Below are 16,541 nucleotides of genomic sequence, written 5' to 3' on the forward strand. Positions count from 1 at the left end.
AGCGTTCTGATGCGTCGGGTTTGCTCGGTGGTGAGGTGGAGCCGTGGGAGGGTGTCGGCGTTCCTGGTCTTGGTGACCCGGAGGGCTTCGTTGAGACGACGGCGGGCCAGCCGCAAGACTGGTCGGCTGCGTCTTCGGCTGGCACAGGTTCGCCTGGTGTGCCGGGGATGCCGATGATGCCGCCGATGTCTCCGCCGGCTGGTGCGGGTGGTGGGCAGTCGGAGCGTTCTGATGCGTCGGGTTTGCTCGGTGGTGAGGTGGAGCCGTGGGAGGGTGTCGGCGTTCCTGGTCTTGGTGACCCGGAGGGCTTCGTTGAGACAACGGCGGGCCAGCCCCAAGACTGGGCCGCAGAGCCTGGCCTGACCGATCCAGTGGTGCCCGGCGTATCGATGGCGCCGCCGATGTCCCCACCCGTCGGTGCTGGCAACGGTGTCGCGGACGGGGCGGGCCTCCCCGGCGGTGAAAGTGTGGCACGGGAAGGCGTGCCTGCTCCCGGGCTGACCAATCTGTCCGAAGCGGACGAACCTTACTTGACGCCGAAAACTTGGGCGGGCGACCACGCTGACGGCGCGGGCCTCCCGACGGTGGCGCCGATGCCGCCAATTCCTCCCGCGCTGCCTGCTGCGGACATCGATCCCGTGCGACCGGAAGCCACCAGCGTGCGGCCCGAGGCCGAGACGGTGGCGCAGCCGCCGACACTGGTCGACAGTGGCGACGCCGACCGGGAGGGTGCGGCCGGGGACGTGATCCTCGCAGCCGAGCAGCAGGTCGTCGCGCCACTGGAGGAGCGGGTCGCGGTGGTGCGGCCCGCCGACGGGGACGAGGACTTCGGCGCGTGGGATGTCGCGGCGGCCAGTGGTCTGTTGTGGGCTGCTTGGGCGCCTGGCCAGCCACGTGGGGGGGACGGCCAAGAGCAGCACACCCCGGACTATGCGCTGCGCGAGACCACGCCGTGGGAACACACCCCCAACCACACGGCCCCTCGTTCGGTGGCGAACATCGACGTCGCGGCCGCACCGCGGTTCGTCGATGGTGCGGAGTTCCTGCCGCGGGCTGCCCAGTTCTCTCACGACGAGCCCATGTGTGGCGGGGCCGAGGACGTGGAGGACCACAGGGCCCAGGCCAGACGGGCGCTGGCGGAAGCGCACCAGGCAGCCGAAGAGAACCCGGACGAAGAGGAGAAGGAGCGCACGTCGGCTGACTTGCTCAAGCAGGACGACAAGGTATGGGCGGCGACGGCCGAGCCGAAGCGGCCGGGGGTGATCGAGTGAGTACGGTCACCGTCAAGCGCGGTCCTCGCCTCGCCGGCCCCGAGATGCCGGAGGGGGAGGAGGCGCTGGAGGAGCCTCCGGTGATGCCTGAGCCGGCGACGCGGGACTACAGCTCCGTGCTGATGTTCGTGCCGATGGCGTTGGGCCCCATCGCCATGATCCTGGTGTTCTCGAGCATCGGGTCTGGTGGCGGTTCGCCGTTGATTTTCATCATGTCCGGTGCGATGGCGATTGGCATGGTCACCATGGCGATCAGCCAGTTGATGCGCAACGCCGGTGACCGCAAGCGCAAGCTCAACTCCGAGCGCCGGGACTACCTGCGCTACATCTCGCAGTTGCGCCGGCGTGCCAGGCAGACCAGCGACGAGCAGCGCGTGGCCGTCGCTTGGAACAACCCGGACCCCACGTGGCTGTGGTCACTGGCGAGCGGGCCCCGGCTGTGGGAGCGGCGTGGCAGCCACGACGACTTCGCGCGAGTGCGCATCGGGCTCGGCGTCCAACAGGCGGCGATGGAGTTCACGCCGCCGGCCACCAAGCCGATCGAGGACTTGGAGCCGTTGTCGGCGATCTCGCTGCGCCGGTTCAGCGAGACCTACCGGACGGTGACCGGCATTCCGATCTCGGTGGGGCTGCGCAGCTTCACCAGCGTCGAATTCGCAGGCGACTCGGACGACGCGGTCGGGCTGGTGCGCGCGATGCTCGGACAGCTCGTCACCTTCCACGCTCCGGACGAGCTGCGGATCGCGGTGCTCACCGCACCGCAAAACCAGGCTGACTGGGACTGGGTCAAGTGGCTGCCGCATACCGCGCATCCGACGGCCCGTGACGGGGCCGGGCCGCTGCGGATGCTGACTTGCGACCACGACGAGCTGATCGACCTGCTCGGCTCCGAGGTCACCGACCGCGGTGATCACAACAAGGACGTATTGCCCGGCGTGGCCGAGCCGTTCATCGTCGTCGTTGCCCACCTCGGGACCATCCCAGAATATTCCCCGCTGTTCGGGCCAGGTCTGCGCAACACTGTTCTCCTCGACGCCACTGGTGCTCTGCCCGGTGGTGCGAAGGTGCTTCGGCTTACCTGCCGTGACGGCGACGTGGCCTATCCGGTCGGGGACGAGGTTGGAACAGCCAAGTGCGACACGCTCGGGGTGCCGCAGGCGGATGCGCTGGCCCGGGTGCTCGCGCCGAAGCGCACCAGCGGAACCGTTGACGTCGTCGACCGCCCCTTTGACAGCGACTTCGAGCTGACAACGCTGCTGGGCATCCGCGACGTGCACACGTTCGACGTCAATGCTCAGTGGCGGCACAAGGCCCCGCAGCGCGCCAGGTTCCAGGTGCCGATCGGCGTCACCGAGGACGGCGAGGTCGTCGAGATCGACCTCAAGGAATCGGCACAGGGCGGCATGGGCCCGCACGGCATGCTGATCGGCGCCACCGGCTCCGGTAAGAGCGAGCTGCTACGCACGCTGGTGTGCAGCCTCGCCGCCACCCACTCCTCGGAGATTCTCAACTTCGTCCTGGTGGACTTCAAGGGTGGCGCGACTTTCCTGGGCATGGACAAGCTGCCGCACACCTCGGCGGTGATCACGAACTTGGCCGATGAGCTGCCGCTGGTCGACCGCATGCAGGACGCGCTCAACGGTGAGATGACGCGGCGTCAGGAGATCCTGCGAGCGAGCGGCTACTCCTCGCTGTTCGAGTACGAGAAGGCCCGCACCACCGGCGGCCAGCTCCGGCCGCTGCCGACGCTGCTCGTCATCGTCGACGAGTTCTCCGAACTGCTCAGCGCCAAGCCGCAATTCATGGAGCTGTTCGTCAGCATCGGCCGCCTCGGCCGAAGCCTGGGCGTGCACCTGCTGCTCGCGTCGCAGCGTCTCGACGAGGGCCGGATCCACCGGGTCGAGGGCCACCTGTCTTATCGCATCGCGCTGCGGACGTTCTCCTCGATGGAGTCCCGCAGCGTCATCGGTGTCGCAGATGCCTACGAGCTGCCTTCCGGGCCTGGAAACGGTTACCTCAAGATCGACACCTCGACGCTGGTCCGCTTCAAAGGCGCCTATGTCTCCGGCCCCTGCCTGACGACCGCCCCCGAGACCGGGCCGATCAGCGACGAAGACATCGCGGCGGGCGAGGTCGTCCCCTTCTACACCCAGCCGAACCCCCGGATGCATGAGATGCGCCAGATCGAGGACATGGAAGCGGAGGAAAAACCGCAAGAAGAAGGGGAGAAGTCGAAGGGATCCGCCGATGACGACGTGCCGAGTCTCGCCGAGGTCCTCATCGGACGGCTCGAGGGAGCCGGACCCGCTGCCCGCCAGGTGTGGCTGCCGCCGCTCGCGGCGTCGCCGAGCCTCGACTCGCTCCTGCCGAGCGTCCTGCCGAACCCTCAGCTCGGCATGATCGTCGATGACCCGGTCGCGCGTGGCCGCATGCGCGTCCCCGTCGGCCTCGTCGACCTGCCGTACGAGCAGATGCGCGAGCTGCTGATCGCCGACCTGTCTGGCGCGGACGGCCACGTCGGTGTCGTCGGCGCCCCGATGACCGGGAAGTCGACGCTGCTGCGCACGCTGATGCTCGGCCTCGCGCTGACCCACACCCCGGAAGAGGTTCAGTTCTACGGCCTGGATTTCGGCGGCGGTGGCATCATGTCCGTCAGCGGTCTGCCGCACGTGGGCTCTGTCGCGACCCGCATGGAGCGCGACCGCGTTGTCCGTACGCTGGAAGAAGTCGTGCAGGTCCTGGAGATGCGCGAGGCGGCATTCGCCGAGCACGGCTTCGAGTCCATGGCCGATTACCGCGCTGCGCGACGTGAGGGCCGGATCGAGGACCCGCACGGTGAGGTGTTCCTGATCATCGACGGTTGGTTCACCCTCCGCCAGGACTTCGGCGACCTTGAGACGAAGCTGACGGAGATCGCCGCTCGTGGCCTCTCCTTCGGCATCCACCTCGTGGTGTCGTCGACGCGCTGGTCGGAGATCCGGCCGTGGCTTCGGGACGTTCTCGGCACCCGGTTCGAGCTGCGGCTCGGCGACACAATGGAGTCTGAGGTGCAGAGCCGCAAGGCGGCCACTGTGCCGAATCAGCCGGGCCGCGGTCTCACCAGCTCCGGCTTCCACTTCCTGGCTGCGCTGCCCCGGCTCGACGGCTCGTCGGAGACCGAGGACCTGGCCGCCGCGACCAAGTCGATCGTCGAGGAGATCCGCACGTTCTGGCCGGGTCGTAGCGCTCCTGGCGTCCGGTTGCTGCCGACCAAGCTCCCGGTGGTCGACTTGCCGCGCCCCGAGGGCGACCTGCGGGTCTGCCTCGGCCAGGACGAGCAGCGCCTCAACCCGGTGTGGCACGACTTCAACGTGGTGCCGCACCTGTTCATGATGGGTGACGCGCAGACCGGCAAGACCAACGCGCTGCGGCTGGTGCTGCGGTCGATCGTCGCCGCGTACCGGCCGGGAGAGGCGAAGATACTGGTCGCCGACTCCCGCCGCGACCTCGACGGCATGGTGCCGGAGGAGTACCGCATCGGCCAGGTGGTCGGCGCGGACGCGCTGACCGATCTCGCTACCAAGGCGGCGGTGTCGCTGCACAAGCGGGTCCCAGGGGCGGACATCTCTTCGGAGCGGCTGCGTCGCCGCGACTGGTGGGAAGGGCCGCAGTTGTTCGTCGTCGTCGACGATTACGAACTGTTCTCCAGCGGCATGGGAATGGGAACGCCACTGGACACGCTGCTGCCGTTGCTGGCGCAGGGCGTCCACATCGGATTCCACCTGATCCTCGCGCGCAGCAGTGCAAACGCGTTGCGGGGCATGATGGACCCGGTCATGCGGCGGCTGTGGGAGCTCGGCACCCCGGCACTGCTGTTCTCCTACCCCAAGGAGGAGGGCAAGTTCCTTGGTGAGGCCGCACCCCGCACCCTGACACCCGGCCGCGCCCAGCTGGTGACCCGGCGCGGCGTGAAGTTGATCCAGACCGGCTTCGTACCGGTGGAAAGCTCGCAGAACGAGGACGCGATGATCCGCGGAGCGTTCTCGAGGAACGAGGACATGTGACCGCGACCCCAGAACTGTGCCGCATCACGGTGCTCGGCCCCAGCGGGCGGGCCGACCTCGCCGTGCCCGTCTCGACTACTGTGGCGGTGCTCCTGCCGACACTCGTGCGCCACGTCGTGCGCGACCAGGACCGGCCGCGCGACCAGGAGGAGTACGGCTCCTGGGTGTTGCAGCGCCTCGGCGACGCGCCGTTCGACCTGGGCGGCACGCCGGAGACGCTCGATTGGCTCGACGGCGAGCAGTTTCACCTGTCCCGCGCCGAGAGCCCGTTGCCCGAGCTGGATTTCGACGATGTCGCCGAGGGCATGGCGACTGCGGTCAACCGCCAGGGCAATCGGTGGAACGAGGCGGTCAACCGCCAGCTGTTTCTCAGTCTGACCGGTGTCGCGTTCGCCGCGATCGCAGTGTCGCTGTTCGGCAACTCGAGCGCGCTCGTCGCCTTGGTCACCGCCGGTGTGCTGGCCCTGGTCCTCTGCGTCGCCTCAGTGCTGGTCGCGCGGACGCTCGCGGACCGCGGTCTCGCCGCGATCGTCGGTGTCGCCGGCTGCGTGTTCGCCGGGCTCGCCGGCGCGATCGGCGCGGCGGGTGTGGCGGGCACGCTGGAGACGGCCCCGGTCGCCGTCCTGATCGGTGGCCTGTCGATGGGGGTCACGTCGGGCGCGCTGCTCGTGGTGCAGCGCTTGCTCGCACGGGATCTGCCGATAGTGCCTTTCGGGTGCACAGCGTTCACCGGCTTCGGCGCCGTGATCGCGATGTGGTTGCACCTCGGCTTGGAGCTGACCGCACTGCAGACCTCCACTGTCGTGATGGTCATTTTCTTCCTGCTGTTGTTGTTCGGGCCAAAGCTGGCGACGCGCGCAGCCCGGCTGCGCGGCCCGCAGCTGCCACGCACCGCCGACGAAATGAAGATCGACATCGAGCCGATGCCCGCAGCGCAGGTGGTCGAGCAGACCGGCAACGCCGACCGCTACCTCAGCGTGCTCACCATCGGCTCCTCGGTCGTCTTCGTGCCCGCCTTCTGGTATTTGGTCCAGCGGCCCGAATGGCTCAACTACACGCTCGCCGGCCTGTTGGCGGCAGTGATACTGCTGCGGTCACGGGAGTTTCTGAACATCGGCCAGCGGACGTCCCTCGCGCTGGTCGGCGCCTGGGGGGTGCTGCTCTTGGTGATCAGCCTGCTCGCCGGGTTGAGCGACGTTTGGCGCGCGGTCGGCACGCTGGTGCTGTTGCTCGGCGCGTTGCTGCTGGTGGCGGCGGCGCTGCGGCCCGCTCACCGCCGGGTGCTGCCGATCTGGCCACACATGGCCGATGTGCTGGAGAACTTCGGCTGTCTCGCGCTGGTGCCGTTCGTGTTGCACGCGCTCGGTGTCTTCGCCTGGGCTCGTGGCCTGGCCGGGTGATGCCGGATGCAGACCAAGAAAGACCATGTCCACGCGTACCAGACGCTTGTCGGCAGGATGAGCGCCGCATTGCTGCTGGGTGACACCAACTACAGCGAGACCCCGGCGCGCCGCGCGCTGATGGGCCTGGTGTTCGGGTTGGTGCTCGGCCTGCTGGTGGGAGTGGGGTTCTGGGTTTACGGGTTGATCAACCCCGGCGGCAACATGGCGTGGCAGAAGCCGAACGTCATCCTGGTGGAAAAGGAGAGCGGCGCACGATTCGTCTACCAGCGCGGCGTGCTGGTTCCGGTCATCAATCACGCTTCGGCGCTGCTGCTGCAGGGCGCGGGCGCGAAGGTCGAGACCATTTCGCGCGCGTCGCTGAGCGAGCTGGAGCGCGGTGCGCCGATCGGTATCCAGAACGCGCCCGACCCGGTTCCTGCGGCGGGCGCGCTGGTCAACACGCCGTGGCTGCTCTGCCTGCCGCGCACCGGCGGCGTGGAGGTGCGGGGCGCGGGCTTGATGAGCATGAACCTCAAGCCCGACGCCAAGAGCACCCCGATCGGTGATCACGAGTACATGTGGGTCGGCTCGACTTCCGGTGAACAGTACTTGGTTTGGGCGCATCGCAAGCTGAAGCTCGGAGGCTCTGCGGTCGCCGTCGCGCTTGGTCTCGGCACCGCGGCGCCGCCGACGGCGCCTCCCGCGTGGCTGGCCGCGCTGCCGGACGGGCCCGAGCTGGCGCCGGCGGTGATTCCTGACGCGGGCAGGAAGAGCATCGAGATCGCCGGGTTGCAGCAGCCGGTTGGGACGGTGTTTCGCCAGTCGGCGGGCAACGGCACACATAACTACACCGTGCTGCGCACCGACGGACTGGCCCCGATCTCGCGCACCGAGGCCGCGCTGCTCGAGACCTCCAGCGGGGAGCCCGCGGTCGACATCAGCGCTTCGGCGGTCGCCGGTGCGCCACGCTCCGCAAACACCTCGCTCATGGAGCGGATTCCCGACCTGCTGACAGCGATGTCTGTGCCGACGGGGGAGAAAGCCTTCTGCCTCCGGCAGGAGACCAACAACACGAACAGCATCAGCACGCCGGTCCTGGCGGAGCGCGATGACGCCGGGATCGGGATGAACGCACAATTCGGCGCGTACCTGAAGCCGGGAACGGGGATGTTCGCCGCTTCCGTTCCAGCACCCACCGGCGTGGGGAGCAAACCGGACCGATTCTTGATCACCGACCGCGGGTTCAAATACCAGCTTGCCGACGACCAGACCATCTCGGCACTCGGCTTCGGCGGCGTGCAACCCCGTCCGGTGTCGGCCGCGGTGCTGGAACAGATCCCAAGCGGCCCGACGCTGAGCCGGGCTGGCGTGGGCGTATTCGAGAAAGGACGTGGCTGAATGAGCCCGCTGACCAAGCGCCGCGACGACGCCGCTGATCGGAGCATGATCGGTCACGTGATCGGCAATGCGCACGTCGTGCGTCCGCGCCATGTGCTGCGCGACGAGATCCGGGATCTGGCGCTGGGCCTCGCCGCGGATCCCGACCACGAGCTCGTGGTGGTCGACTTGCCGATGGACAGCTCGTTCGCGGTGTGGGAGTCGACGGCGAAGCTGCTGCCCCGCAAACGGCGCGGCGTGCGGCTGGTCATCGGCGGTCGGCGGTCGCGGGAGACCACCGCGCTCGCCGGGCAATGGCTGTCCGAGCGCCTGAACTGTCCCGTCATCGCCCCCGACGGCTCCATCATGCGGAGCGTCGGCGGCTCACTGTTCGTCGACGCGGGCTGGGGCACCGGCTGGGTGCGCTTCCAACCGGGTAAGCCGCCGAAACCGGACGGCAAGCGGTTCCCCCGCCCTGCCTGGGAGACGGCGGCATGTCTGATCGAGATCATGCCCACCAGCGCAGGCAGCGTCGCCGAACCACTGCCCGGTGGCGTATGGCTGCGCCCGCGAGGCCCGGAGAGCGTGCTTAGAGCCCACCGCAAGCGGCTGGTCGAGACCTTGCCGTGCCAACCCGACGTGTGCGTTGTCGTGCTCGGATGCCCTGGAGCGCCGCCGATCACCATCCAGGACATCACCCGATTCTGGAGCTGGCTGCCCGACGAGCTGCGAGCGCAGCTGCGCCTGGCGAAGTTCGGCCCTCTCACGGTGCCCGGCAACACGTCCTATTACCAGAACATCGCCGACACACTGGGCGAGCAGATCACCTGCTACACCGGTATTCCGGTCGGCTCGCGCACCGAACCGGAGGTCTACACACTGCGAACGGACGGCACGCTCGGCTGGCGGGCGTGCGCGGAGGAGATGACCTACACCCCGGCCGTGGCGGAGGGGCTCGCGATGCCGCCAGCGCTCAGAAGCTACTGCGCCCCCGTGTTCGGCGTGAAGGAGATCGCGCCGGCCGTCTACCAGTACGCGCCGGATGTCGTGCTGGAGGTTGTGCAGTCCGGTCTGTGGTTGCGCCCGCCCTACGAGCTGCCGCACGCACCGGCGATCCGCTCGGTCGAACCGGACGCCGAGCGACACCTGGTGTTGTTCGAGGACGGCCATGGCGATGCCTCCGGGCGGCTGCGCGAGCTTGCCGAGGACGTGCTCGGCTGCCTCGTTCCCGCGACCCGCCACCTGAGCGGTCTCGTCCGGGCCGAGTCGGTGGTGCAGCAGCGCATCGAGATCGTCGGCCAGGCGCTGGGTGCGATCGAGGCGTCGCCTACCGCCGCGGCCGTCACTGCGGGCCCCGCCCAGCAGAGCACCGCCGATCCGGGGGAGCGGTCGACACGCGAACCCGGCCAGGAGACCGACGCGCGGCAGGGTAAGGCGCCGCTTGAGTCCGACACGCCGCTGTCGGTGGACACGGTGACGACGCGACTGGAGAGCGTCACGCCGGAGGCGCTCTCCCCGATGGCGCCTCCAATGGACGCGACGTCGATGCAGTCCGCGTCGATGACCGGGGCGGCCACCCACGACGCGCCGCCTGCCGTCCCGGCGCCGTCGGCCGACCCGCCCCCAGTGCCGGGTGACTCGTCCGCCGTGCAAGCCCCGGTCGCCGACCTGCCCGTGGTCGACGCCCCTGGCGCGGAGCGGCCGCGGGTGTCGCCGGTCCAGAGCACCGAAGTGGCCGCGCTGCCTGCACCGCACACCGGGCCGCCGCCTTCCGAGGTGGCGAGTGCGTCAATGCCGCTGGCTGGCATCGCGGCCGCCGACGCCCCGGCAGTGACCGGGACACCGACCGTGCAGCCCCCGGCCCAATACGACGCGCGGCAGCAAACCGCTGCGTTCGTCACGATCGTGCAGCCCACACCGTCGACCGCGGCCGCCGCCCTGGTGCCCAAGCGCGGCCTGGACGAGGAACGCGCCTGGCTGCGCCGCACTCTCAGTCGCGAGTACGCCGCGGAGTCCAACTCGGTCAGTCGCGTGCTGTCAGAGCACCCCAGTTTCCAGGGCGCGCTCGAGCGGTCGTCCGGCGGCCTGCTGAGCGACGCCGTGGCGATCCGGCTCTACCTGTCAGGTGCGGGGGACGGCCTCGATCTGCCGCTGCGAATGGGCGCGGTCGGTCCGCATGTGCCGTTCGCGCGCTGCGTCGTCTCCGGTCTGAGCAGGCTGCCTTCCCACCGCGGCGCCACGGTGTTCGCCACGTCACCGACACCGCAGGAGTGGGAGCTGTACCGGAACCGCAAGTTCTTCACCGAGTGGGGCTTCATCAACGCGCTGAGCGCGCCTTGCGCGAAGCAGCGGCAGACCAATGATGTGGACGTGCTGTTGTGGTCCATGACGGCGCGTCGCACGAAACTGCTCGAACCCGAGCTGAACCCGACTGCGGACCGGGTGCTCTTCGTGCCCGGCACCAGCTTCAAGGTCCTTGACCTCACCGAGCCGGGGGAGGGTATGCGCGGCCAGGTGCTGTTGCGTGAGCTGGCCGCCGGTGAGATCGATTCGGCCGGTCGGGTGGACGACAACCGGGCTTCGCTCGACGAGCTGGCACTCAACTCGCTGCGCCGGTGCCTCGACAGGTGGGCCGAGGCCAAGGGCGAGGTGCGCGTCGCTGACGCCGCGGCGCCGCGGTTCAGCCTGCTGCCGGGCCTCGCCCGCACGACATCCGCGCCGGAGGAGGAACGATGAACCGTCAGTTGCTCGTGGTCGCCGCTGACCGGCCCGGCTCATACCCGACGATCAGTGCCGCGCTCAGGGAAGCCAGGGACGGCGCGACGATCAGCGTGCTGCCCGGCCGCTACGAGGAGAATCTCGTGATCAACCGGATGGTCACGGTCACCGCCGAGGAGGGGCCGGGCACAGTCGAGTTGGTCGCCCGCACGGGCAGCGTCGCCGTGATCGCCGCGGGCGCCGCCCAGTTCTCGGGCCTTGTGCTGACGGGTGCGGACCCGAGCGCCGTGGCGCTGGACATCCGCAAGGGCGAGGTCGCACTGGATGACTGCCAAGTGTCGGGCGCGTCCTGGGCGACCGTGCTTGCACACGGCCAGGGCTGCGCCGTGCTGCGTGGCTGCGCCGTCACCAGTAGTGGCGGCGTCGGCATTGTCGTGACGTCCTCGATGCCGAGCATGGTGGAGAACACCGAGGTGGTCGACGCGATGTCCTCGGGCATCGTGGTGACCGAGGAAGGTTCCCTTGAGCTGCGCCGGGTATCCGTGCGCAGGCCCGGGGGCAACGGCATTTGCGTCAATGGCCGCGGCCGCGTGGTGATCGAGGACTGCCAGATCACCGAGGCGGAGAAGCCCGCGCTCGTGGTCGAGCAGGAGGCGAGTGCGGAGATCCGTGACGTCGTAGTCAGCCAGAGCGCGAGCCTCGATCTGTACGTGCGCAGCACCAGCGAGGTCGTGGTTGCCGATTCTGAGTTCACCGGGGCACGCATGCAGTCGGCGCACATCGCTGGCGGGGCCTCACCTCGGCTGCGTGGCTGCCGGTTCGCCTCGGCGGGCAGCAACGCGGTCTATGTCACCGGCGGCTCGTCGCCGCGGTTCGACGACTGCAAGGTCACCGGCAGTCCGATCGGCGTCCTGGTGGACGCGGCGTCCCACCCGGTGTTCGGGGCGTTGCTGGTCGAGGGCACGTCGCGCGGGGCGGTGTTGGTCGACGCCGAGTCCTCAGTGGGGGTGAAGGGGCTGCGGGCGGTGCCCGAGTCCGGTCCCGCCGTCCTGGTGAAGGGCAAGTCGCGGCTGACACTCGACGACGCGGCGATCGAGGTTTCCGATGCCGTCGGCCTGTCGCTCTCGGAGAACTCCAGGGGGGAGCTGACCGACCTGCGCGTCACCGGCTCGACGGCACATCTGGTGACACTGGGGAATGGGGCACGCGGTGAGTTCGCGTCCACCCTGCTGCGGGGCGGAGGCCTGCGTGCCGAGGACGCCAGCCTTTCCATCCGGGACAGTGAGGTCGTCGATGCGCAGGAGGATGGCATCACCGCGGGCACAGGCAGCAACGTGCATGTGATCCGCTGCCGGATGCGTTCGGCGAAGCGGCACGGCGTGCACCTGCTCAGCGGGTCGCGCGGCGATGTCCGCGGCTGCGAGGTAACCGGGAGCGCGGGCGACGGCGTCCTCCTTGACACCGAGGAGGCTGTCACCGTCGCGGAGTGCACGGTCACCGGCAGCGGCGGTAGCCCGGTACGCAAGGCGGTCGAGCACGAACGGCTGTCGGTGGCGAGTATCTTCACCGACGAGCCGCAGCCGCAGCAGCGGTCCTCACGGCCGGCTGAGGGCGCTTCCCAGCCCCGGCCCGCGTCGGACGAGGAGCATTGGGACAGCGATTTCGCCCTCACAGGCGAGGACCAGCATTCCGCGCTCGGTGGCGCGATGGGCACCGAGCTGGAGGGGCCACTCGCCGAGCTGGACTCGCTGATCGGTCTCGACGGTGTGAAGGACGAGGTGCTCGGCCTGATCAATCTGATCAAGATGACCCAGCGCCGGCAGCAGATGGGTCTGCCGATGCCACCGATGAGCAGGCACTTGGTGTTCGCGGGTCCTCCTGGCACCGGCAAGACAACGGTCGCCCGGCTCTACGGCTCGGTGCTGGCGGAGCTCGGCATTCTCGCCCGTGGCCACATGGTCGAGGTCGCGCGGGCAGACCTGGTCGCTCAGTACATCGGTGCCACGGCCATCAAGACCGCCGAAGTCGTGAACAAGGCCATGGGCGGCGTGCTGTTCATCGACGAGGCGTACACCTTGTCGAGCCAGTCCGGTGGCAACGGTCCCGACTTCGGTCAGGAAGCCATCGACACGCTCATGAAGATGATGGAGGACCACCGTGACGAGATCGTGGTGATCGTTGCTGGCTACTCCGAGCTGATGGAGCAGTTCCTGGCCTCCAACCCCGGTCTGGCATCCCGGTTCTCGAAGACCGTCGAGTTCCCCAACTACAGCGTCGAGGAATTGGTCACGATCACGACCAACCTCTGCCGCAAGCATTACTACGAGCTGACCGACGATGCGGTCAACGCGCTGACCGACTATTTCGAGCGTGTCCCGAAGAACGACACCTTCGGAAACGGCCGCGTGGCCCGCAAGCTGTTCGAGGCGATGGTCAGCAACCAGGCATCCCGTCTCGCTATGCACCCGCCGTCCAAAGACACCGAGCTGAGCAGGCTCACCGCCAAAGACCTGGCAAGCGAGCTCGTGGCGCTTGGCGAGGTGGCGCCCCTCGCGGCCCTCCCCGACGCAAGCACAGACCCCTTCGGTGCGGTGCAGGCAACGCTGGGCTGGCAGCGGTTCACGGGACTGTGCGGACTCGAGAACGTGCGCGAGGCCGCCGGGCGCACCCTCGTGCGGCTGTGTGGGCTCAAGGCACACAACAAAGGGCTGGGCAGACAGGCGAATGTCGTGCTGTCCGGCCGGCCGGGCATGGGGCGGCGCGCGGTCGCGTCGCTCTACGCGCAGAGTCTCACCGAGCTCAGGCTGATCAGCAGCGGCCACGTGACGCGGCTGTCGATCGGCCGCGATCTGTGCCCGCGCTGGCCGGGGCAGGCGGTGAGCCTGGTGTCGACGGCGTTCGACGAGGCCAGCGGCGGCGTGCTGCTGCTCGACGCGGACGGAGACTGGGCGACCGATTCGGCCGAGCGGCGCACAGAGACGATCGATGCGCTCGCCGAGGCGGTGCGGCGCAACCCGGCAGGACCGGTCGTGCTGCTGTCCGGCGAGGCTGTGTCGTTAACCGGGCTCTTCGAGTCCTCCACGGCCTTTGGCGAGTGTTTCGCCGAGCGGTGGGACTTCGCAGAGTACGACGTGGACCAGCTGACTGCGCTCGCCGTGCGGCAGCTCACGCGCTGCGGCCACAAAGTGCCGGAGAATGTGGCGGACGCGTTGCGCGGCCTGCTCTCCGACGGAGGGCACACAGCACGGGACATCCACCGCCTCGCGCAGCGGCTCGCCTTTACCGCGGCCTCGCGTACGCTGGCTGAGGCCGACCTGCACGCCGTCACCATGTCCGCACTGCCGTCGTTGGCGCTGGACGAAGGACTCGCGTCGGTCGGCTGACCGGCGGCCGCTCGCGGCCTTGTGGGTGCGATGCCGCGGGTACCTGACCTCAGGCCGTCAAGGGAGCGGCTCCATTGCACCTGGCCGACGTTCGGTAGTTACGGCCAAACGAGGCAGTCTTAGCATTTTGAGGGAACGTGTGCCGCAGCACGAACCGGGCTGGGTCAGCCACTCACTCGTCGGCATACCGGCTAAGAGGTGTGCGTTAACAGACGGTGCGTGCATGTCTACCAAGAAAACTGCGCCAACATCGGCTGCTGGATCTGGCTGCGAGACGACGACCTGGCCGGTCGAGCCGGGTCTACGACGGCCCGCCCGGCCCGTCGCCACTTGCCAATTTCGGTGCCTGGCGGCCAGTTTGGCGATCACGCCGCCCTGCGAACCGCTTTCAGCAGCCAGATCGGTAGCAGCACGCGGCCCTCGCCGTTGGTCGGGAACGCGGTGAGCCCGGAGATGTTGGCCGCATCGCCCAGGACCGCCCGCGTGCTCACTTGAAGCTCCTCCAAGGTGCAAGCGGTCGTGTAGTTAGCGGCTTCGAGCCGCTCGATCGTCCAGTGCGTTCCGAGCGTCTCCCGCAGGGCGACCTCGCTGAAACCGATGTCGAGTACGTCGCCGGTGAACTCGCCTGCCTCGGCCAACTCGACGACCAGGGGGCGCGGCGCGCCGAGGTCCCACGGCATCTTCGGGGCTTTCGGAGTATCACCGTTGTACAGCTTCTCGAACGAGGCACTGTCGACGCCATCAGCGACCGGATTTGACTTTTTTCGCTCCTCGATGGGATGTGGCTTGACCATCGCACAAGCCCACCGGGCGATACGACGCCCCGTCAACAGGGTCGGTGAACACAGGTGCACAGAGGAAACCGATTCTGCCCTGGAGTGGCTGCTCCCGGTGGCAACGAGGACACGAACGGCCTCCTGAGCCAGTACTTCCCAAGGGCACCGACCTGTCGGTCCACAGCCTTGAGTGCCTCGCCGCCGTCGCTGCCGAACTCGACGACTGTCCACGCTACTGGCCGCCACCAACTAGCGACCGTGTTGAAACGACCCCGGGAATCCGCTGGTGTGAGCGGACAGGTTTGGCTTCACTTTTGGCCCGTTTCGGGCTGGTTGTGTTGGGTGATGCGTCCGCATCTGGTTTTAATGCTGTAGGTATATCCGGTTTCCGTGTCGATCTGTTTGTTGGTGAGGGAGGGCGTGGGTGTTGGACTCGCGTGCTGAAGAGCTCGAGCAGTTGATGGCGCAGTATCGCAGGCAGTTTGCTGAGATTAAGGAGACTCAACGGCGTTTGGGGGAGATTTCGTGCACTGTGGTAGCGCCTAGACGGGTTGTGGCGGTGACGGTGGGACATGGTGGGGCGGTGAAGGGTCTCGAGTTCCCGACCGGTGCTTACAAGCGCATGGCGCCTGCCGACCTGGCAAGCGCGGTCCTCAAGGTCATCGCTGATGCGCAGCAGCAGGCGGGTCGTGAAGCGGCTGAGGTGATGGCGCCGTCTTTGCCATCCGGATTCGACGCTCAGAAGCTGTTCTCCGGTGACGTTGATATCCAGTCGTTGCTGAAGCCGGAGCCGGAGTTGCACGAGGTAACCCGTGACGTGATGAATATTAGGGACTGAGGCAGATGGTTACGAAATCTGATCCTGGTGACGACAGTGGTTATGAGGGCTCTCCGTTGAGGAGTCACGGCCCGGTGGGTTTCGGTCCGGGTTCTGGGCGCGTCAGTGTGGACACGGGCAGTATGTTGCGCAGTGCTGAGAGGCTTCGTGGTGCTGGTGACAACTTCTATGCCTTCGCCGGCGACCACGAGCGGCTGATCGGCTATGAGCCGTTGGTCGGTGGCGAGTCGGATGAAAGTTGGGACCAGTTCAAGCCGGCTTATACCGAGGGCGCCCGGGTTTTCGCAAATTGTGCGTCCGGTCTGACGAAGGCTGTGCAGCAGTTGACTGAGAGTCTTCGCCAGTTCACGGATTTTTGTGTCGCAACTGAGGACAACGCCGAGTATATCGGTAAGAACGCGCTGGGCATGAAAGGTGCACCGGACCCGGCCGGCATTCCCGATCCCACACGCGAGGGTTATCAGGCGCCGACGGCTACGCGTAGTGTCACGGGTGAGGAGATGCCGCCGGGTCCGTCCGGGCGTGATGTCCCGGGTAGAAGGCCGTAGGCTCGGGGTTTTTGGTCGATGTGTCACCGGAATGTTCTCGGTTTGTGTCCTGTGTTTGGGTCCGTGATCGCGCTGTTGTGTGGTTGTGGGTGGGGGTCGAGTGTGGGATGGGGGCTGACTGGTGGATATCGAGTTTGATCCGTCGTTGGATGGGTTGTGGATTCTGCTGGTGGGGCAGAAGGCTCCGCGGGTTGATGTGTCGGCG

Annotated in this window: 8 protein-coding genes and 2 pseudogenes; 9 read left to right on the forward strand and 1 reads right to left on the reverse strand. The window is 67.9% G+C overall.

The genetic code is table 11. The features are described from left to right. The 6 genes and pseudogenes from AC07FN_RS43940 to AC07FN_RS43965 form a co-directional block, all read left to right on the forward strand. Window positions 1-1,271 (forward strand): annotated as a pseudogene (locus AC07FN_RS43940) (hypothetical protein); the annotation flags it as partial. Then, entirely contained in the window at window positions 1,268-5,314 is a 4,047-nt protein-coding gene (eccCa, locus tag AC07FN_RS43945; protein WP_478401040.1) for a type VII secretion protein EccCa, read from the forward strand. The pseudogene AC07FN_RS43940 and the gene eccCa, both read left to right, overlap by 4 nt. Beyond that, complete coding sequence (gene eccD, locus AC07FN_RS43950) at window positions 5,311-6,714, forward strand: type VII secretion integral membrane protein EccD (protein WP_478401041.1); 1,404 nt, start codon at window positions 5,311-5,313, stop codon at window positions 6,712-6,714. The genes eccCa and eccD overlap by 4 nt, the downstream gene beginning before the upstream one ends. A gap of 6 nt (window positions 6,715-6,720) precedes the next feature. Next, on the forward strand, window positions 6,721-8,094 hold the full coding sequence (gene eccB / locus AC07FN_RS43955; RefSeq protein WP_478401042.1) for a type VII secretion protein EccB: 1,374 nt from the start codon (window positions 6,721-6,723) through the stop codon (window positions 8,092-8,094). After that, window positions 8,095-10,809 (forward strand): hypothetical protein, encoded by a 2,715-nt coding sequence (locus AC07FN_RS43960; RefSeq protein WP_478401043.1) that lies wholly within the window; start codon window positions 8,095-8,097, stop codon window positions 10,807-10,809. It abuts the gene before it with no gap. Beyond that, window positions 10,806-14,174 carry a right-handed parallel beta-helix repeat-containing protein gene (locus AC07FN_RS43965; RefSeq protein ID WP_478401044.1) on the forward strand — a complete coding sequence of 1,123 codons (3,369 nt, stop codon included), beginning with the start codon at window positions 10,806-10,808 and terminating at the stop codon, window positions 14,172-14,174. Before AC07FN_RS43960 ends, AC07FN_RS43965 begins: the two co-directional genes overlap by 4 nt. 365 nt (window positions 14,175-14,539) lie before the next feature. Here the strand turns inward: AC07FN_RS43965 and AC07FN_RS43970 are convergent, their stop codons facing one another. Next, the gene (locus AC07FN_RS43970) at window positions 14,540-14,854 is read right to left on the reverse strand and encodes a hypothetical protein (RefSeq protein ID WP_478401045.1); all 315 of its coding nucleotides are present in this window, start codon (window positions 14,852-14,854) and stop codon (window positions 14,540-14,542) included. 210 nt (window positions 14,855-15,064) lie between these two features. On the opposite strand from AC07FN_RS43970, the pseudogene AC07FN_RS43975 reads away from it, so the two are divergent. From AC07FN_RS43975 to AC07FN_RS43985, 3 genes and pseudogenes are all read left to right on the forward strand, one after another. Further along, a pseudogene (locus AC07FN_RS43975) lies at window positions 15,065-15,183 on the forward strand (IS30 family transposase); the annotation flags it as partial. Window positions 15,184-15,410: 227 nt separating this feature from the next. Further along, window positions 15,411-15,788 carry a YbaB/EbfC family nucleoid-associated protein gene (locus AC07FN_RS43980; RefSeq protein WP_478401047.1) on the forward strand — a complete coding sequence of 126 codons (378 nt, stop codon included), beginning with the start codon at window positions 15,411-15,413 and terminating at the stop codon, window positions 15,786-15,788. A gap of 74 nt (window positions 15,789-15,862) precedes the next feature. Further along, window positions 15,863-16,336: a hypothetical protein gene (locus AC07FN_RS43985; protein ID WP_478401046.1), complete on the forward strand. Its 474-nt coding sequence runs from the start codon at window positions 15,863-15,865 to the stop codon at window positions 16,334-16,336. The last annotated feature ends 205 nt before the right edge of the window (window positions 16,337-16,541 follow it).

The organism is Saccharopolyspora sp. NPDC045941, assembly GCF_056431445.1.

Coding starts and splice junctions, on each gene's coding strand:
- AC07FN_RS43965 (WP_478401044.1), top strand. CDS start 10,806: ATGAACCGTCAGTTGCTCGTGGTCGCCGCTGACCGGCCCGGCTCATAC.
- eccB (WP_478401042.1), top strand. CDS start 6,721: ATGCAGACCAAGAAAGACCATGTCCACGCGTACCAGACGCTTGTCGGC.
- AC07FN_RS43980 (WP_478401047.1), top strand. CDS start 15,411: ATGGCGCAGTATCGCAGGCAGTTTGCTGAGATTAAGGAGACTCAACGG.
- AC07FN_RS43970 (WP_478401045.1), bottom strand. CDS start 14,854: ATGCCGTGGGACCTCGGCGCGCCGCGCCCCCTGGTCGTCGAGTTGGCC.
- AC07FN_RS43960 (WP_478401043.1), top strand. CDS start 8,095: ATGAGCCCGCTGACCAAGCGCCGCGACGACGCCGCTGATCGGAGCATG.